We start from the raw sequence: 19,616 nt of genomic DNA on the forward strand, positions 1-19,616 counted from the left end.
GTTCAAATAATGATTAAATTTTTTGTAATTAATAGTAAAAGTTAAATTTTATTAAAGTAGAATGAATTGTTTGAGAATTCAGAAATCAACCATTAACTTTGAAGAAATAAATTATACGAACAATGTCACAAATTACATTCAAAGGAAATCCGATCAATACCGTTGGCGATCTGCCAGAAGTTGGAACTATCGCTCAGGAGTTTACATTAGTTGGAGCAGATTTATCAGAAAAACATTTGGCTGATTATACTGGTAAAAAAGTCTTGCTAAATATCTTCCCAAGTATCGACACTGGCGTTTGCGCGGCGTCTGCAAGAGAATTCAACAAAGAAGCTAGCTCATTGGAAAATAACGTTGTCATCAATGTTTCCAGAGATCTTCCTTTTGCATTGAACAGATTTTGTGCAGCAGAAGGTCTTGATAATGTAGAGATCCTTTCAGATTTCAGAGGAAACTTTGGTGAAGATTACGGTGTGACACTTAGCGATTCTCCATTGAGAGGTTTGTTGAGTAGAGCTGTAGTGGCTTTGGATGAAACTGGAAAAGTGCTTTACACTGAGCAAGTTCCAGAAATTGGACAAGAACCAAATTATGCAGAAGCGGTAAGTGCTTTGAAATAAGACAATCACTTTATAAAATAATATTAAGCTGTCTCGAAAGAGATGGCTTTTTTTATTGGTAAACTGAATATTGTTTGATTAATGATTCAAAATATCAAAACAAAAAAATGGCCGGAACTTTTCCGACCATTTCTGCTACCCGAAAGTAACTTTTAACAAAAAATAACTTAAACCTTATTTATTTCCATCCGCCTCCAAGCGCGCGATAAAGATCAACAATACTGCTGAGTCTTTGTCTCTTGATAGAGGCCAGATTCAATTCTGCTTGTAGTGAGTTTGCCTGAGCGGTGATCACTTCAAGGTAATTGGCCATTCCGCCTTTGTAAAGGAGTTCGGCACTTTTGATTCCGTCTTTCAACGTTGTCACTTGTTCAGAAGCTTTTACTTCCTGAGCTTTTAAACTTTCATTGGAAACCAAAGCATCAGACACTTCTCCCACAGCATTTAGAACAGATTGTCTGAAAGCTAAAACATTCTTTTCTCTCTGGATCTTAGCTACATTTAAATCGGTTTTCAATTGTCTTTTTTGGAAAATCGGCTGTGTGATGCCGCCCAAAACCGACCCGAACAATGAAGCCGGAATCTGAAACCAGTTATCAATTTTAAATGAATTGACACCGCCGTTTGCTGTGATCTTCAATGCTGGATACATATTGGCCTGCGCGATTCCCACAATCGAGTTGGACTCCAACAAAACCAATTCCTGCTGACGAACATCCGGACGACGACTCACCATCGCCGCTGGGATTCCTGCTGAGATATTTTGAGGTAAAGATGAATCGGACATTTCTATTGTTCTGCTGATCTTATCTGGATTTTCGCCGACCAAAATACTCAATGCATTTTCCTGAATCGCAATATTCTGTTCCAGTTGCGTGATCAGAAGTTCTGTAGATTCTGTTCTCGCTTTAGCTTGCTGAACACCCAAAGAAGTCGTTTCGCCACCTTTCCAAATTTTCTCCGTAACATCCAATGTATTTCTGCTGAGTTCCAGATTGGATTTTGCAACACTCATTTGTTTATCAAGCATTAGTAAATTGTAATAGCCTTGAGCAATTGCTGCGACAACTTGCGTTTGGATCGCTTTCGAAGCTTCGTAAGTTTGCAGATATTGAACTCTGGAAACTTCCTGCTGATTTTTAATTTTTCCCCAAATGTCAGCTTCCCAACCTAGATTAAAAGCAGCATTGTAATCTTCAACATGACTTTGTCCTAAAAATAAATTAAGACTTTGTCCATTCATACTATTTTTGGAAGGCTTCGAGATCTGTCCCGAAACGCCAAAACTAATGTCCGGATATTGCAGATATTTAGCCTGAAGTAATCGTTCCTGCGAGGAAGCCACTTGTTTCAAAGCAATCTGCAGATCGTAATTGTTTTTGATGCCTTTCTCGATCAAGTTTTGCAAAATTGGATCATTGAAAAATTGTCTCCATTCCAGATCGGCGACGCTTGCTGTATCGGCTGTTGCCGTGTACTTGAAAGTTTCCGGCAACTCTGGACTTACTTTATCTAAAGCTAATTTTGGCATACAGGAAACCGCACTAGCGACGACTGCTGTTGATACCAAAATCTCTTTTATTTTTGTGATGATGTTCATTTATTTTCTTTTATATAAATTATTTTAAAGCATTGTTTTGGAACATAGAATATTGTGCAGCCCGACTTGAGCGGAAATCCTTTTTTGCATGTTTGCTCGTACTATTTGAACTAAAAACGTGAGCAAAAAAGATTGGGAGCGGAAGGCGGAAATAGCTGCCCAAAACAATGCATCAAATATTGATTGACGTTTTAAATATAATTCAAAGCCGCTTTTTCTTTTTTGAGTTTGCGTTTCTTTCTGCTTGGCATTTTCTCATGCAAATATTGGAAGATCACATACATCACCGGAATGATGAAAATCCCGAATACAACACCTGTGAACATTCCACCAACCGTGCTGATTCCAATCGAATGGTTTCCTTTTGCCGCCGCACCTTGTGACCAGACCAATGGCAACATTCCAATGATAAAAGCAAATGACGTCATCAAAATTGGTCTCAAACGCAATCTTGAAGCTTGAAGAGCAGATTCAATCAAAGTCTTGCCTGCTTTTCTTCTCTGAACAGCAAATTCCACAATCAGAATCGCATTTTTGGCAAGCAATCCAACAAGCATGATCAATCCAACCTGAACATAAATATTGTTGTCAATCCCAGCCAAACCTGTAAAAGCATACACTCCGAAAATACCTGTAGGAATCGTCAAAATAATAGCAAATGGCAAAATGTAACTTTCATACTGCGCCGCCAATAAGAAGTACACAAACAAAATACTTAGAAGGAAAATGAATCCGGTTTGTCCACCAGTTTTGATCTCTTCACGCGTGATTCCTGTCCATTCGTAGCCGTAACCTCTTGGTAATGATTGTTTCGCAGTTTCTTCCACCGCTTTGATCGCATCTCCAGTACTGTAACCAGGTTTTGGCGTTCCATTAATTGTCACGGCGTTGAAAAGGTTATTTCTAGTCACCGTTTCTGGTCCGAAAGTTCTTTTCAAGGTTACCAAGGTTTTCACCGGAACCATTTCGCTTTGGTTGTTTTTCACATAGATCCCTTCCAATGAATTAGCATCAGTTCTGTAAGGAATATCTGCTTGAGCCATCACTCGGTAGTATTTTCCAAATCTGTTGAAATCCGAAACGAAACTACTTCCGTAATAGATCTGCATTGTCTGCATCAAGTCGGTTACTGAAACGCCCAATTGATTGGCTTTATCCGCATCCACCTGAATGGTGTATTGAGGATTTCCTGCTGCGTAAGTCGTAAACGCAAACGCAATCTCTGGACGTTTCATCAATTCTCCAATGAAGGCCTGAGTCGTAGTTCCCAATTGTTCAAAAGAACCGTTGGTCTTGTCCTGCAACATAAACTCAAATCCGGAAACGTTACCAAAACCTTGAACAGTAGGGAAGTTGAAGAAGAATGTGCTGGCATCTTTCACTTGCGAAACTTTCCCTGTCAATGCAGCTGCGATCTGATCTGGGTCACTCACAGCACCTCTTTTGTCGAGGTCTTTCAGCTTGATGAAACCTGCAGCGTAAGGCGATGCGTTGGCATTACTGATGAAATTTAGACCATCTGCGACCCAAAGGTGTTTAGTAGATTCTTCCTTATTGATAATGTTGTCAATTTGAGAAGTCGCTTTGTGTGTTCTTTCCAATGAACTTCCTGGAGGCGTGTTCACAGCGAACAATACAAAACCTTGATCTTCCGTTGGGATAAATCCTGTAGGTGCTTTATTAATTAAGAAAATTGTAAAAGCCGTTATTAGGACAAGTCCGCCAACGCCGACCCATTTGTTTTTAATTAAGAATTTGAGACTGTAAATATATTTTTTGGTCAGATTATTAAAACTTGTATTAAAAGCGTTGAAAAATCTCGCTCCAAATCCAGTTTTGTGACTGTGTTCACCATGTTCACCTTGAGGGTCACTTAGTAAAAGCGCACACAATGCCGGACTTAGTGTCAATGCATTAACCGCTGAAATTAAAATCGCAATTGCCAAAGTGAAAGCAAACTGTCTGTAGAAAACACCTGCTGGACCTTGCATAAATCCTACCGGAACGAAAACCGCTGACATCACCAATGTGATGGAAATAATGGCTCCCGAAATTTCACTCATCGATTCTCTTGTCGCTTGGTCAACTGGCAGACCTGTGTGTTCCATCTTGGAATGGACAGCTTCCACAACCACAATCGCATCATCGACGACAATTCCAATCGCCAGAACCAATGCAAACAATGTCAACATATTGATACTGAATCCGAACAAATTCAGGAAGAAAAATGTACCGATAATCGCTACTGGAACCGCAATCGCCGGAATCAATGTCGATCTGAAATCCTGAAGGAAAATATAAACCACAATAAAAACCAAGATAAATGCAATCACCAAAGTCTCAACAACCTGATGGATAGAGGCGTCCAAAAAGTCTTTGGAATTGTACATGATGATCGGTTCCACACCTTTAGGAAGTGTAGTCTTCATTTGCTCAACTTGCTTCTCAATTTCTGTGATGATCTCATTGGAGTTGGAGCCAGCCGTTTGTAAAATTGCGAAACCAGCAACTGGTTTTCCGTCAACTCTGTTAGATGCAGTGTAACTGTAAGAACCAAATTCGACTCTTGCCACATCTTTCAATCTCAAAAATGAACCATCATTGTTGGATTTGATTACGATATTTTCGTAATCTGTGTTTTGATTAAGTTTCCCTTTGTATTTTAAAATGTATTCATAAGTTTCCTTGCTTCCTTGTCCCAATCGTCCAGGCGCAGCTTCAAGATTGCTATTTTTGATCGCAGCCAGAACTTCTTGAGGAGACAAGCCATTATCAGCCAATCGGTCTGGCTTCAGCCAAACTCTCATCGAGTAATCTCTGGCGCCGAAAACCTGAGCCTGCGCAACGCCGGGAATACGCTGTATCTCTGGAATGACATTGATCTTCAAATAATTCTGCAAGAAAAGTTCGTCGTATTGTTTTGGGTCGTTACTGGAAAGTCCCATAAACATGATCATACTGTTCTGAACCTTCTGAGTCGAGATTCCTGCCTGAACAACCTCTTGCGGAAGTTGGCTCATCGCTTTGGATACTCTGTTTTGAACGTTTACCGCTGCATTGTCAGGATCTGAACCTTGTTTGAAAAAGATACTCAGTGTCATCGATCCATCGTTACTGGAATTCGAGGTCATATAAGTCATATTTTCTACACCATTCACTGCTTCCTCGATTGGATTGGCAACCGAACGGGCTACAACTTCGGCATTTGCGCCGGGATAAGATGCGGTGACCTGCACGCTTGGTGGCGCAATATCAGGGAATAACGTAATCGGCAATTGAAATACCGAAAGTAATCCCAATAGTAATAAGATGATCGAAATAACCGTTGAGAGTACCGGTCTTTCTATAAATTGTTTTAGCATAAGAAGTTTAGTTTTTTGTTGAGATGTTAAACTGTGAATTCGTAAAATCGCTTTGCAATTCAGCGATTCAACAGTTTTACAAATCGACGATTTAACGTACTATAAAGGCGTTGCTGTCAATAAGCTGTCAGAAGAGATCATTTTTGGTTTGATAGATGCGCCGTCTTTCAAGCTGCCCAAACCTGTGAATACGATCTGATCACCTTTTTTAAGTCCTTCGGAAATGAAATAGTAATTGTCAGTTTTTCCCGAGATTGTAATCGGTTTGCTGGTCACTTTTTTGTCTTTCCCAAGAATGTAAACGTAAGTTTTATCCTGAATTTCGAAAGTCGATTCTTGCGGAATAACGACTGCATCTGATAATAATTGAGGCATTCTTACTTTTCCAGTGTTACCGCTTCTCAAGGTTCCGTTCGGATTTGGGAAAGTAGCACGAACCGTGATTGCGCCAGTACTTTTATCAAATTGTCCATCGATCATTTTCATTTTTCCTTTTTCGGAATAGGTCGTGTTATCAGCAATCACCAGATCCACCAACGGCATGTTTCTCATTTTTTCTTCGAGTGTTGCTCCGACATATTTCTTTTGGAAAGCAATAAAATCGATCTCACTGATGGAGAAGTATGCATAGATCTCGCTGATGTCTGACACGAAAGCCAGGGGCGTAGCATCTGTTCTGGAGATCAGGCTTCCTTTTTTGTAAGGAATTCTTCCAAGATAACCGCTGACAGGTGCTGTGATTGTTGTAAAACCATTCGTTATTCTTGAACCGCTCAAAGATGCTTTTGCCTGAGCTGCTGTTGCAACTGCGACGGCGTAATTGGCCTTTGCTGTTTTCAACTGAACGTCGGAAACCACTTTCTCTGCAACCAAAGTGGTGAGTCGGTCAACTTCCACTTTCATTTTCTGAATGTTGGCATTGGCCGCTTGCAGATTGGCGCTTGCCATATTCACTTGCTCGCCATAAGACCTGGAATCTATTTTGAATAAAGGTTGTCCCGCTCTTACAAAAGCACCTTCTTCCACATAGATCTTGTCCAGATAACCATCAACCTGAGATCTAATCTCGACGTTGTTTTTTCCTTCTAAGGCGGTCGGGAATTCCTGGAAAGTTGAAGTGTTGGAAGTGATTACGGTATAAACTGGCAATTCGGGAGCTGGCGGTAATGCGCCTGCGCCTTCTGCCGCCTTTGTACAATTTTGTAAAAGTATGATACTCGATAGAAGTACGATAAATTTTAGTTGTGTAATAGTTTTCATTTGAAGTTTGAATTATAGATTAAGTTAGATATGTTCTGATTAATTTTAGGGTTATATTTCCTAACAGTGTTAATGATTTGTTCAAAAAAATATAACATTTGATTACATTAAGATCTTAGTTTTCATAATAGTTTATTTTGATATTGTTTTTTTAATTTAGTTTTAAGCGCTAATAAATCTAACAGTGTTAATGTTTTAAAGCAAATTTTGACTCTTCTAAGATCACTATCAAAATAGCCGCAAATTAATTAATTGTTAATTTTCCTAACAGTGTTAATTTCTTAGCACAAAAAAAATTATAATGATTTTATAAAAGCAGAAACCGTTTCGTCCAATGTCGTCTTGTTCATTGTAGACGGAATATCCGCATTTCTCATCATCATAATAGAGATCAATCCGTGAACGGCTGAAAACAAAGCGTGAGAAGAGTGGCAGGCATTATCGGGATTAGACCCTTTCTTATTAATGATTTCCAAAGTGGATTCGTACAACATATCTTGGAATGAGGAGAATTCTTCCTTCATCAAACCTTTTCCGCTGCATTGCATTCCCAAGCCAAACATCAATTGGTAATATTCTTTATTCTTGAAAGCAAATTTCCAATAAGCATCCACAATTGCAGTCAGCTGATCTTCTGGCGTTTCGTGTTTTTTCTGCGCTTTCAATAGTTCAATGTGAAGCTGATGAAAACCATTTAATGAAATCTCATACAAGATCGCTTCCTTTTTCTCAAAATGATCATAAACCACCGGTGCGCTATATTCAATAGCATCTGCGATCTTGCGGATAGAAAGGGAAGCCCAACCTTCTGTCTTGGCCAAGTTGAAAGCCTCCTGCAAGATATTTGCACGGATAGATTCCTTTTCTCGTTGACGACGTTCGTGTAAACCCATTATTATTATAATTATTCTAACAGCGTTAGCAAAACTACAACTAAAACTTCTTAAGTACCAAACAAATTTCTTTTTTTAACATTAATTAAAATAAGATCTTACTCAGAAAGGTGATTCGTGGTCAGCCATTTAGGGAATTCTTTGTCAATCAATTTATCTGCAAAGTCAATGTACCAGCTGTATCCGTTGCGTCGCTCTTCCGAAATATCCAAATAATTATATTTGACACTGCCATCTCTATCGCCAAAGATCGGTCTGTGGGTTTTGAGGTCATAAAATCTTGCCCACACCACAGAACCTTTTTCTTCCGATAATATGCGGACGGTTTTGTCATTTTGCTTCACCACTTTGTAGCTGTAGCCCTCGATCTTATTGTCTTTGAACCATTTTATGGCACTTTTTACCGATTTTTCAATGTCAGGAGTTACTGCTTGAAGCATCAGAAATCTAACAATTCCTACAGATTCGCCAGTGGCTAAAGAAATTGGTTCAAAGGCTCTGGCTTTCGCGGGTTGCAAAGTGATCTCATCATATTGGTCTGCCCAGATGGTGGGAACGCCATTTTGTAAAACCTGATTTTTAATGATCGATCCGATTCCTTTTTGAAGCGCGATCTTCGATTTTGATTTTAATTCCGCGTTGACAACATCAAAGTCATTTTTTCCTTCTGACACATTATAAAGAACCGTCAAAGCATTGATCATCGCATTGTCATTGTAGGTGATCTTCTTTCTGTAAATGGACTTGTTGGGATAATATTGCGGAAAACCACCATTTCCATATTGCATCATTAGTAGATATTGGATCCCTTTTTCCGCAGCAGAAAGATAGGCCGCATTTTTTGTGGCTTTATAGGCTTTTACCAATGTCGTGATCTCCCTGGTCGTCGCATTGTTATCAATTGTGGCATGCTCGTCACCTGTAGCCTTTATTTTTTCTGAGAGCGTTTTGTCCAGTGGCAAATTATAATTAACAGCTTTACCATCGTTTAGCTGTTTGCCCCAACCACCGATTGGTAATTGATAAATCAATAATTTTTCTGCTAGCGTGTCTTTTACCTGAGAATAGTAAGATCCAGAAATTAATAAAGTAAGTGCAAAAATGCCTGCTTTCATGTTGATGTGATATTCCTGTAAAATTATACAAAATAACCGATACATATATTATTTGTAAATTGTGATTCGATTAAAAATTGATTTATTTTTAATTATAACCTTTTATAGTACGGTATTTGATATAGCTAATTTTGTTAATATTTTAAGATTTGAAAAAACTCAATAAAGGGAAGCTGTTCAGACGTTTTATTAGAACCATCATTGCGATTTTGGTTTTTTTTGTGTTGCTGATTTTTAGCTTAAGGCTTCCATTCGTTCAGAATTTTATTAAGGATAAATTAATTGTCTACCTAGAAGGGAAGATCAAAACCAAAGTAAGTCTGGAAAAGGTTTACATCGGTTTTCCAAACAGTTTGGTCATCGAGAATCTTTATTTGAAAGGTCAGAAAGTCGATACACTTTTGGCCGTGAGAAAATTCGATGTCGGATTGGATATGTGGCAATTGATCAAGTCAAAAGCAGATCTGACGTCGATTGATCTGGAAGGTGTTCGTGCCAATGTGGTCCGTGACCCGCAAGGGAAATTCAATTTTGATTATATTATGGATGCGTTCGCAACTTCGGAAAAAGAAGAAAGTCCGTCCAAACCTTTTATTATTTCTCTGGATAAGATCAATCTGAAAGATATCGGTGTTACATTCAACGACCAACAGTCGAAAAATGACATCAAGGTTTACTTCAATTCATTCGATACAAGAGTAAAAACTTTTGACCTTCAAAATAACAAATACGCGGTCAACGACATCAATCTTGACGGTTTGAAGTTGAAATTGAAACAGGATCTGATCGAAGAAGTTTCCAAAAATGTGGAGGAAAAAGTAGATTCTCTCAATCAGAAAAAACCAATGCAATTAGGCTTGAGCGGAATCAAACTGACGAATTTCAACATCGATTACGGTGACGATAATTCAAAGACTTTTGCTAAAGTTTTATTTAAAGAATTAAGCACGAAAGTCAATAATCTCGATCTTCAAAATAACTCATATGATGTTGGAAACGTTTATTTGACAGGCGCAAAGATCAACGCCAACTTGTATCTTCCTGCTTCAAACGCAAATCCGAAAGAGGAAAAAACACCAGAAGTTTCGAAAAATACAACGCAGGAAAAAGCGATGAAAGTCCTTCTCGGAAAATTGATCTTCGAAGATGTAAAGGTCGCTTACAACAATACAGCAGTGGCGCCAACCAAGTCCGGAATGGATTTTAACCATCTTAATTTCGGAAAACTGAATGTCGATGTTCGTGATTTCAAAATGGAAAACAATGGTTTTGCAGGAAGTGTGAAATCGGCGGAGATCCAGGAAGCGCGAGGTTTGGATATTCAGAAATTCAATACGGATTTTGTTTATTCGGACAAAGAAGCGTATTTGAAAGACCTCTATCTCCAAACGCCGAAAACAATCTTGCGAGACGAGGTTGTCCTTAATTATAATTCCATCGAGCAATTATCTGCAAATCCTGGCGCAGTCAAGATCTCTGCAAATATCAAAGATTCCAAAATTGGTTTTTCTGATATTTTGAACTTGGTTCCTACGCTTAGAAATACCGCGCCATTCAACAAATATCCAAACGCGATTCTTTCCGTCAACGCCAATGTAAAAGGTTTGGTGAATGACCTTATGATTAATGAACTTAAAGTCTCTGGACTTGACCAACTTCGCGTGAATGCCTCAGGAAGAATCAGAAATGCGATGAATCCTGACAATTTGTATTACGATCTGAAGATTGGCGAGTTGGCTTCATCTGGAAGAACGATTTTTAATTTGGTTCCAAAAGGGACGATTCCGTCCAACATTTCCCTGCCTTCTCACTTCAGTATCAAAGGTTTTGCGAAAGGAACGACGAAAGTTGTAAACACCAATCTTAGTTTGTATTCTACGCTTGGAAATGCCGGAATAAAAGCGCAAGTTGACATGCGGAGAAAAAACCGTGAGTTGTATGATGTGAAAGCGAATCTTCAGAATCTACAGATCGGGAAGATCATTCAAAATAAAGATCTAGGCGCGATTACCGCTCAGATCTCTGCGAAAGGTGAAAGTTTTGATTTCAAAAATGCAAATGCGAACCTTGTAGGAAACGTTCAATCGGCGACTTACAAAGGTTATCGTTATCAAAATATGAATTTGGTAGGCAAGATCAACCGTGGTGCTTACAACATTGTTCTCAATTCAAAAGATCCGAATGCGAATCTTCAATTGACCGCTTCCGGTGTTTATGATGACAAGAATCCAACGGTGAAAGTCAATGGAAATATCAACAAATTAGATTTAAACAAACTTGGTTTTTATAGTTCGCCAATGATCTTGGCTGGCGCAATCGATGGTGATTTCAAAAGCCTTGATCCTGATAATCTGAATGGCTATTTGAATCTTAAGAATTTTGCCATCTCTGATACCAAAGAAGTGTATCCCATCCAGGAAGTGAATTTGTTGGCCGTTTCTACAGCGGATTCCACGCAAATTAAATTCAATTCTCAGATTGCAGATGTGGAACTGAATGGGAAATACAAACTAACTCAGATCTTCGGTGCTTTGTCGCAAACGATGAATCAATATTATCAATTCCAAAAGCCTGGAAAAGCGAATAAAATCGATGCCGGACAATTTTTCACAGTCAATGCAACGATTAAAAACGATGATCTAATCAGAAAGTTTGTTCCGGAATTGAAAAGCTTTGAAACCATCAATATCACTGGAAATTACAACGCAGATTCTCAGAAAATAGAACTTGATGCAAAGATTCCGCAAGTGTTGTATGGCACCAATTCACTTGAAAATACAAATTTGAAGATCACCAACGAAAATCAGGCTTTAAAATATAATCTGGATGTTGCAGCTTTGAAGAGCGAAAGTTTTGCTTTGAACAAAGTCAATATCAATGGTGATGTCGCGGATAATATCATTAATTATAACATCACAACGAAAGACGAAAAAGATGCTACACAATTCCTGATCGCAGGTAACGCCAAGTCGATGAATGACATTACAGAAATTTCCTTAAACCCAAATGGTTTGAAGTTAAATTATATGGATTGGGCGGTTGCTGACGGTAACAAGATCCAGATCGGAAGTCAGGGAATTTTTGCGGATAATTTCAGATTGTCTAATTCTGGAAGCGAGATCGTGGTTCAGTCAGAGAACACGTCGCCAAACAGTCCTTTGAATGTCACTTTGAAAGATTTCAAGATCGAAACCATTACGGAGATCATCAAGAAAGATTCGTTGTTGGCAAAAGGAACGATCAATGGAACAGCGCAGTTGAGAGACCTTAACAAGAAAATGAACTTCAATGCAGATATCAATGTTTCTGACCTTTTTGTTTACGGAAGTCCGGTTGGGAATCTTGCTTTGAAGGCCAATAATACTTCGGCCGATATCATCAATGCAGATATTGCGCTTTCCGGAAATGAAAATGATGTGAAGATCACAGGAAATTACAACACTTCAGCAAGTAGTTTTGATCTGAATCTGGCGATGGATCAACTTCAAATGAAAACGCTTCAAGGCCTTTCTATGAATGCGATCACCAACACAGAAGGTTATCTCTCAGGTGATTTGAAGATCACAGGAACGACCACGGAACCAAAAATTATCGGTGACGTGAAAATGAATAATGTAGGATTGATGATCGCGCAAACGGGAAGTGATTTCAGAAAGATCAATGATAAAATTGCTTTCACCAACCGAGGCATTGAGTTTGATGATTTTAAAATTAATGACAAGGACGGAAATTCACTTAAGATCGACGGTCAGGTTTTGACTCAGACTTACAGAGATTTTGCCTTTAATTTGGACATTAATGCAAAAGATTTCAAGGTCGTGAATTCAGAAAAATCGAATGATGCTTTGATGTACGGGATCTTGTCTATCGACGCTGCTTTGAAAGTGAGAGGAAACCTCGACCTTCCGAAGGTCGACGGCAGATTGGCGGTTTCGGATGATACAGATTTCACATTTGTTTTGCCTCAATCAAGTCCATCGTTGCAGGAAAGAGACGGCATTGTAGAATTCATTGACCAAGACCAAATTGCATTAAACAAAACGATTGTAGCAGATTCTTTGGCTGCCAAAAACAAGATCAAAGGAATGGATGTCAGCGTGAATATAGAAGTTAGCAAAGAAGCGAAGATGTCTGTGGTCATTGACAAGGCCAACGGTGATTTTGTAAAACTTCAAGGCGAGGCCGAATTGACCGGTGGAATCGATCCATCCGGAAAAACCACTTTGGTCGGCGTTTACGAAGTAGAAAAAGGAAGTTACGATATGACCGTCAGTTTACTGAAACGTAAATTCGAGATCCAAAAAGGAAGCACGATCACCTGGACGGGCGAACCAACTGCAGCAACACTGGATATTACAGCTGTATATAAAACCCAAACCGCGCCGCTAGATCTTGTAGAACAGCAGATCAGTGGAGACGGCGCAGCGACGCTAAATCAATACAAACAGAGGATGGAATTCAATACCTTGCTAAAAATGAAAGGCGAATTGCTGAAACCGATCATCTCGTTTGATATCACGACGGATGAAAAAAACAACTCTATTTCTTCTAACGTAAAAGATGTTGTGGATCAAAAATTAGCACAACTCAGAACGGAAGAGAACGAAATGAACAAGCAGGTTTTTGCATTGCTTTTATTAAATAGATTCATCGGTGAAAATCCTTTCGAAAATAGTGCGGGACTTTCCACAGAAACTTTGGCGAGACAAAGTGTGAGCAAGATCCTTTCTCAACAATTGAACAATTTGGCTTCAGATCTTATCAAAGGTGTTGACCTTAATTTCGATCTGGAATCCTCCGAAGATTATTCAACAGGAGCTCAAAACACAAGAACAGACCTGAATGTCGGATTAAGTAAAAAATTACTGAATGACCGATTGAAAGTGTCTGTTGGAAGTAATTTCGGATTGGAAGGCGATGCCCGACAAAATGAGAACACGACCAATATCGCCGGTGATGTCACGATAGATTACAGCCTTTCCAGAGATGGCAGATATATGCTGAGAGCTTACCGTAAGAACGAATATCAGGTCGCGTTGCAAGGTCAGATCGTGGAAACTGGAGTAGGATTCATCATCACTTTGGATTATGATAAATTCCGTGAGATCTTCCAAAGTTCGAAACGAGAGAAAAGAAAAAGAGAACGAGAAAAAAACAATAACCAAGTAGTAGATTTTAAATAATGAAGAGCCGATTTCCAATCCATTTTAGACCAGTGATTGCCTTGTCATCCATTGCGATCATCTCATCTTGCAGCAATACCAAATTTCTGAAAGACGGACAAATGCTTTACACAGGCGCCGAAGTTAAAATCGAAAACGACAGCCTTCCGAAAAAGCAAAAAAAAGCTTTGAAGGCTGAACTAGAAGAAAATCTGACGCCGAAACCCAACTCGAGTTTTCTTGGATTGAGGCCAAAATTGTACGCTTACAATATTGCCAAAGAACCAAAGAAAGAGAAAGGATTCAATTATTGGTTGAAGTATAAATTTGGAGAAAAACCAGTTTTGCTAGGTGATGTTGATAAAGAATTTAACAAAGATATTTTGGTCAATTATTCTGAGAACAAAGGTTATTTCAATGCGCAAGCGAAGTACGACACGGTTTCGAAGAATAAAAAAGCACAAGTCATTTATACAGTAAGACCTGGAAATCAATATTTGATCAGTCAGGTCAAGTTTCAGGAAGATTCGACTTTGGTCAATCAGGAAATTCAGAATTTGAAAGACAAATCTCTTTTGAAAGTCGGAAATCCATTTGATCTCGGCGTCATCAAAGCTGAAAGAGAAAGAATTGATAATGGATTGAAGGAGAAAGGTTTCTACTACTTCCATCCGGACAATATCATCGTGCAGGCAGACAGCACGGTAGCCAAAAATCACAAAGTCGAACTGAATGTCAAATTGAAAGAACAAACGCCAGATCTGGCAACGAAACAATTCTCCATTGATAAAGTCGTGGTTTTCCCAAATTACAATATTCGTGATGTGAAAGACGGAAAATACAGTGTTCCAATGAGCGAAGATTCCCTTTCCAAATATGCCTACGACGATATCTATGTGATCGATCCGGATCATAAATTCAAACCAAGGATCTTTGACCGCGCTTTGTACTTTAAAAAAGGCGATGTTTACAATCGTAAAGATCACAATTTGACTTTGAGCAGACTGATCAGTTTGGGCGTTTTCAAATTTGTGAAGAATGAATTTGTGGTTTCAGATTCTTTGAATCATAAATTCGATGCCTATTATTTACTGACACCAAGACAGATCCAATCATTGCGTTTGGAAACTTTGGGACGAACCAACTCGGCCAATTATGGTGGAGGCGAGGTGAACCTGAATTGGACGCACCGAAACTTCTTCCGAGGCGCTGAACAATTCAAAGCGGCTGTCTATGGCGCTTTCGATGTTCAATTGGGCGGCGCAAAAGATGCGAATAACATCATTAGAGTTGGTGCTAACACACAACTTTCTATTCCGAGAATTGTAGCGCCTTTCCGTTTTAATTCATCAAGTGCATTTGTTCCCAGGACGAATATCAGCCTTGGTTACGAATATCAAAGCCGTACAGAATTGTACACACTTAGTAATTTAAATGCTTCATTTGGTTATGTCTGGAAAGAGAACGTCAGAAAAGAACACGATTTGAAGGTCATTGATATTACAATGGTTTCCCCTCTGACTGTAACCGATAAATATCAGGAACAGATTGATGGAAATATTGAAAAAGGAATACCACCAAATCCAACTTTGGGACGAGTGGTGGAGAAACAGCTGATCTTCGGACCAACTTACACTTACACTTACACCGACACTACAACGCCAAAAACCAATAACATCTACTATCGTGGAATGTTGGACCTTGCAGGAAACATCACAGGTCTGGTGACGGGAGCTAACGCGAAAAACGGTGATCAGAAAAATATTTTCGGCGTTCCATTCAGTCAATATGCGAAGATGGAACACGATTTCAGATTCTACCACAAATTCAATGAGAAGACGAATTTTGCTTCCAGAATTATTGCCGGAATTGCCTATCCTTATGGAAACTCAGAATTTGTACCTTATTCCAAACAGTTTTTTGTCGGCGGAAGTAACAGTATCCGAGCTTTCCGAGCAAGAACATTAGGTCCCGGAAGTTATGATCCGAGAACTCAGAATGCCAGTTTCTATTTTGACCAGTCAGGCGACATCAAACTGGAAATGAATGCAGAATACAGAGCCAATATCTACAAATTCCTGAATGTTGCCGCTTTCGTAGATGCAGGCAATATCTGGTTGGTGAATGATGATATCAACGAACAAGGCGTCAATACAAGACCTGGTGGCAAATTTTCCAAAGATTTCTTGAGTGAAGTAGCGGTTGGCGCAGGGGTTGGACTTAGATTGGATTTCTCGATATTGGTTTTAAGATTAGATCTTGCGATGCCATTGAGAGTTCCTTATTATGAAAAAGGCGACCGTTGGGTTTTGGATAGGGTCAAATTTGGAGATAGCTCTTGGAGAAAAGATAATTTGATATTGAATATTGCTATCGGATATCCTTTCTAATATCGATCTAAGTCTTTAAGATGAATTTGATTAAAAAAAATCATAAGCTGAGTTCAATAAATTTTCGTTGTTTTGCAAATTGTTAATTTAAATAAAAGTATGTCTAAGTTTGATGATATAAGGCCTTATTATGATGATGAAGTGAATGAAGCGTTGCAAAGTGTTGCAAGGCATCCAATGATGAAGGCTTTGATGAGTTTTACATTTCCAGATCGGGATGAGGAATTTTGGACCAACAAATTCAAAAATGTTCATTCGATCAAAGATTTTCAAAGTCAGTTTATTTCTCAGACCGTTCTTCAGATCTTGGAAAGAAGTTCGGAAGGTTTGACGACTTCGGGATTTGATCAGTTGGACAAAGACCAATCTTATCTTTTCATTTCCAACCACAGGGATATTGTCTTGGATACTTCATTGTTGAATTTAGCATTGTTAAACGGCGGTTTTGTGATGACGTCTTCGGCTATCGGAGATAATCTGGTTCAGAAACCTTTTCTTCATGTGCTTGCAAAACTGAACCGGAATTTTCTGGTTCAAAGAAGTGTTTCGATCCGCGAGCAGCTCGATAGTTCCAAAACTTTATCCCAATATATCTATAATCTTTTGACAAAGGAAAACCGTTCGGTCTGGATGGCACAACGCGAAGGAAGGGCAAAAGACGGAAATGACATCACCCAACAAGGTGTTTTGAAAATGTTGGCCATGTCCGCAGAAGAGGTGTCACTAATTGATTTTTTCAAAAGCCTTAAAATAGTTCCGCTTTCCATTTCTTACGAATATGACCCAACAGATTCTTTGAAGATGCCACAACTGATGGCCAAATCAAGAAATGAGGTCTATGTGAAAGATGATAATGAGGATTTTAATACTATGTTGAGTGGCGTTTTGGGACAGAAAAAACGGATCCATCTCCACGCCGGAAAAGTCTTGGACAAAGAATTAGACAACATTGCCAACGCGTTTGATAACAAAAATAAACAACTTCAGGCAATCGCCCAGATCATAGATGATTCCATTATCCAGAACTATAAACTTTGGCCTACCAAATATATCGCTTACGATCTGCTCCATAAAACAGACAAATATGCAGAACAATACACAGAAGAAGAGAAGCAATTGTTCATCAGAAGACTGGAAATGCGAATCGACAGTTCCGATCCGGTTCTGAAAGAAAGTTTTCTGGCGATGTATGCAAACCCTGTGGTCAATAGGATGAAGCAAGATGAGAACTCATTAGTACGATAAACAAAAAAGGATGAACCAACAGATTCATCCTTTTTTTATCTCAATTTATTTTGAAATTAAGCCTCAATAAACTCCAAAAGGTCTTTGTTGATTGTTGCTGCTTCCGTAGTCGGCATTCCGTGAGGGAAACCAGGATACGTTTTTATCGTTCCGTTTTTCAATAATTTGATTGATTTCAAAGCCGCATTTTGGTAAGGCACAATTTGGTCATCTTCACCGTGAAGTACCAAAACCGGAATATCAACATTTTTCAAATCATCTGTGAAATCAGTTTCAGAAAACGCTTTGATTCCGTCATAATGAGCTACGATTCCGCCCATCATTCCTTGTCTCCACCAGTTTCTCTGTACGCCTTCTTTCACGTCTGCGCCTTCTCTGTTGTAACCGTAGAAAGGGAAAGTCAAATCGATATAAACTGTTGTCTGTTGTTCAAAGTCTGGTCTCTGATACCGTCAAAAACCGACATTGGAACACCATCAGGATTGCTGTCACTCGCTACCATAATTGGAGGAACTGCACTGATTAATCACCTGTGCATCCCAATCATCTGATGATAACGGCCATCCGTGGTGAAACATCAAAACTGGTCCTTCACCTTGGTCTTTGTAAAAAATCTCTGTTCCGTCTTTTAATTTTAGTGTGCTCATAATTTAATTTTTTAAATGTTGTGATTAATTTATTTTAATATTTTGTTGTCTTAATTCTTTAGCAAATGTAGGATGGTTCAATTCGTTTCTCGTTAATCTAGTTTAATATCGTACATTTTTGATGATTTGTTTTTATTTGGGCAGCTATTTCCGCCTTCCACTCCCGCTATTTTTTCCCAAGCTAAAATCCCTTGCAAAAAATGAGCTCCGTTCAAGTCGGGCTGCAGATTCGGTGTAAATAAATTTCAATATGAAAAAGAAAACTTTAGTGTTCTTATACGCGTCATAATAGAAACTTTTACTTACTTAAGGGTTTAAAATCTTTTGTCACTTTGTGGTTTAATTCTCAGTATTCTCCCTCAAAAGCTCAAACAAATCTTCCGCGCCACCATCGAATTTCTTTCCATTCATAAAGAAAGAAGGTGTACCGTTCACGCCACTCATAATTCCGCTTTCAAAATCTGAATCAACCTTTTCTGCCAACTCAGTACTTTCCAAATCCTTTTCAAATTGAGGAATGTTTAGTTTTAATTGTTCTGCCAATTTCATCAGTAAATTTTCATTCAAATCTCTCTGGTTTTCATAAATCGCATCATGCATTTCCCAGAATTTCCCCTGAAGATTAGCTGCTTCCGTTGCGATGGCCGCCGGTCTTGCATATTGATGCATTTCAGATAATGGGAAGTTTCTGAAAACGAATTTAATTTGACTTCCAAATTCTTTCATCAATTCTTTCAGAACCGGATAAGCGGCGCCACAATATGGACATTGATAATCGCCGTATTCTACGATGACGAGGTCGGCATCTAAGTTACCTTGTGCGTGGTCAGAGTTGCTGACCGCTGATTTTAGTGACATAATTATTTTGTTTTAAGTGTTTCTAAAGCGTCTAAAATTCCGTCTGCACCAGGATTGATGGCCGTTGGTGACAGATAACTCCATTCGATGATGCCATCTTTGTTGATGACGAAAAGTGCTCTTTTACATTCACCTTCTTCATCGTCATAAACACCATATTGTTTTGCGATTTCTCCTTTAGCTTCAAAGTCGGCTAACAAAGGAAAATGTAAATTTCTAGATTGTGAAAAAGCCAGATGACACCATTTGCTGTCCACGGAAATTCCGAAAATCTCTGCATCATATTTCTTGAAAAACTTCAAAGTTTCATTGTACAAGGCCATTTGGTCACTGCAAACCGGACTCCAGTCTGCGGGATAAAAGGCAAGGATGACGTTTTTTCCTTTGAATTCTGAGAGTGTAATTTTTTGGTCTGGCGTTGCGTACAAAGTGAAATCTGGGGCAACATCATTTTTCTGTAACAT

General features: G+C 38.9%; 11 protein-coding genes and 1 pseudogene. 4 read left to right on the forward strand and 8 right to left on the reverse strand.

Translation table 11 applies throughout. The features are described 5' to 3' along the window. Nucleotides 1-122 precede the first annotated feature (122 nt). The gene (gene tpx / locus AXA65_RS02055) at nucleotides 123-620 is read left to right on the forward strand and encodes a thiol peroxidase (RefSeq protein ID WP_063968471.1); all 498 of its coding nucleotides are present in this window, start codon (nucleotides 123-125) and stop codon (nucleotides 618-620) included. Nucleotides 621-798: 178 nt separating this feature from the next. Here the strand turns inward: tpx and AXA65_RS02060 are convergent, their stop codons facing one another. The 5 genes from AXA65_RS02060 to pelA form a co-directional block, all read right to left on the reverse strand. Further along, nucleotides 799-2,220 (reverse strand): efflux transporter outer membrane subunit, encoded by a 1,422-nt coding sequence (locus AXA65_RS02060; protein WP_086048034.1) that lies wholly within the window; start codon nucleotides 2,218-2,220, stop codon nucleotides 799-801. 191 nt (nucleotides 2,221-2,411) lie between these two features. After that, a complete protein-coding gene (locus AXA65_RS02065; protein WP_063968472.1) occupies nucleotides 2,412-5,582 on the reverse strand; it encodes an efflux RND transporter permease subunit in 3,171 nt (1,056 codons plus the stop codon). A 99-nt stretch (nucleotides 5,583-5,681) separates the two neighbouring features. Next, complete coding sequence (locus AXA65_RS02070; protein WP_063968473.1) at nucleotides 5,682-6,842, reverse strand: efflux RND transporter periplasmic adaptor subunit; 1,161 nt, start codon at nucleotides 6,840-6,842, stop codon at nucleotides 5,682-5,684. 296 nt (nucleotides 6,843-7,138) lie between these two features. Continuing rightward, nucleotides 7,139-7,735 (reverse strand): TetR/AcrR family transcriptional regulator, encoded by a 597-nt coding sequence (locus AXA65_RS02075; RefSeq protein WP_063968474.1) that lies wholly within the window; start codon nucleotides 7,733-7,735, stop codon nucleotides 7,139-7,141. Between the two features lie 98 nt (nucleotides 7,736-7,833). Beyond that, nucleotides 7,834-8,850, reverse strand: coding sequence for a pectate lyase (pelA, locus tag AXA65_RS02080; protein ID WP_063968475.1), 1,017 nt, complete (start codon nucleotides 8,848-8,850; stop codon nucleotides 7,834-7,836). A 149-nt stretch (nucleotides 8,851-8,999) separates the two neighbouring features. Here pelA and AXA65_RS02085 point away from each other — a divergent pair, with 149 nt between their 5' ends. From AXA65_RS02085 to AXA65_RS02095, 3 genes are all read left to right on the forward strand, one after another. Beyond that, on the forward strand, nucleotides 9,000-14,033 hold the full coding sequence (locus AXA65_RS02085) for a translocation/assembly module TamB domain-containing protein (RefSeq protein WP_063968476.1): 5,034 nt from the start codon (nucleotides 9,000-9,002) through the stop codon (nucleotides 14,031-14,033). Further along, complete coding sequence (locus AXA65_RS02090) at nucleotides 14,033-16,402, forward strand: BamA/TamA family outer membrane protein (RefSeq protein ID WP_063968477.1); 2,370 nt, start codon at nucleotides 14,033-14,035, stop codon at nucleotides 16,400-16,402. Before AXA65_RS02085 ends, AXA65_RS02090 begins: the two co-directional genes overlap by 1 nt. Nucleotides 16,403-16,501: 99 nt before the next feature. Beyond that, nucleotides 16,502-17,647 (forward strand): 1-acyl-sn-glycerol-3-phosphate acyltransferase, encoded by a 1,146-nt coding sequence (locus tag AXA65_RS02095; protein WP_063968478.1) that lies wholly within the window; start codon nucleotides 16,502-16,504, stop codon nucleotides 17,645-17,647. A gap of 56 nt (nucleotides 17,648-17,703) precedes the next feature. Here AXA65_RS02095 and AXA65_RS20515 read toward each other — a convergent pair. From AXA65_RS20515 to AXA65_RS02110, 3 genes and pseudogenes are all read right to left on the reverse strand, one after another. Continuing rightward, nucleotides 17,704-18,294: pseudogene (locus tag AXA65_RS20515) on the reverse strand (alpha/beta fold hydrolase). A gap of 339 nt (nucleotides 18,295-18,633) precedes the next feature. Then, entirely contained in the window at nucleotides 18,634-19,152 is a 519-nt protein-coding gene (locus AXA65_RS02105) for a DsbA family protein (protein WP_063968479.1), read from the reverse strand. A gap of 2 nt (nucleotides 19,153-19,154) precedes the next feature. Continuing rightward, nucleotides 19,155-19,616: a redoxin domain-containing protein gene (locus AXA65_RS02110; protein ID WP_063968480.1), complete on the reverse strand. Its 462-nt coding sequence runs from the start codon at nucleotides 19,614-19,616 to the stop codon at nucleotides 19,155-19,157.

The organism is Chryseobacterium sp. FP211-J200 (genome assembly GCF_001643375.1).
In the GTDB taxonomy this organism is placed as follows: Bacteria; Bacteroidota; Bacteroidia; order Flavobacteriales; family Weeksellaceae; genus Epilithonimonas; species Epilithonimonas ginsengisoli.

Coding starts and splice junctions, on each gene's coding strand:
- AXA65_RS02110 (WP_063968480.1), bottom strand. CDS start 19,616: ATGTTACAGAAAAATGATGTTGCCCCAGATTTCACTTTGTACGCAACG.
- AXA65_RS02060 (WP_086048034.1), bottom strand. CDS start 2,220: ATGAACATCATCACAAAAATAAAAGAGATTTTGGTATCAACAGCAGTC.
- AXA65_RS02075 (WP_063968474.1), bottom strand. CDS start 7,735: ATGGGTTTACACGAACGTCGTCAACGAGAAAAGGAATCTATCCGTGCA.
- AXA65_RS02070 (WP_063968473.1), bottom strand. CDS start 6,842: ATGAAAACTATTACACAACTAAAATTTATCGTACTTCTATCGAGTATC.
- AXA65_RS02095 (WP_063968478.1), top strand. CDS start 16,502: ATGTCTAAGTTTGATGATATAAGGCCTTATTATGATGATGAAGTGAAT.
- pelA (WP_063968475.1), bottom strand. CDS start 8,850: ATGAAAGCAGGCATTTTTGCACTTACTTTATTAATTTCTGGATCTTAC.
- tpx (WP_063968471.1), top strand. CDS start 123: ATGTCACAAATTACATTCAAAGGAAATCCGATCAATACCGTTGGCGAT.
- AXA65_RS02105 (WP_063968479.1), bottom strand. CDS start 19,152: ATGTCACTAAAATCAGCGGTCAGCAACTCTGACCACGCACAAGGTAAC.
- AXA65_RS02090 (WP_063968477.1), top strand. CDS start 14,033: ATGAAGAGCCGATTTCCAATCCATTTTAGACCAGTGATTGCCTTGTCA.
- AXA65_RS02065 (WP_063968472.1), bottom strand. CDS start 5,582: ATGCTAAAACAATTTATAGAAAGACCGGTACTCTCAACGGTTATTTCG.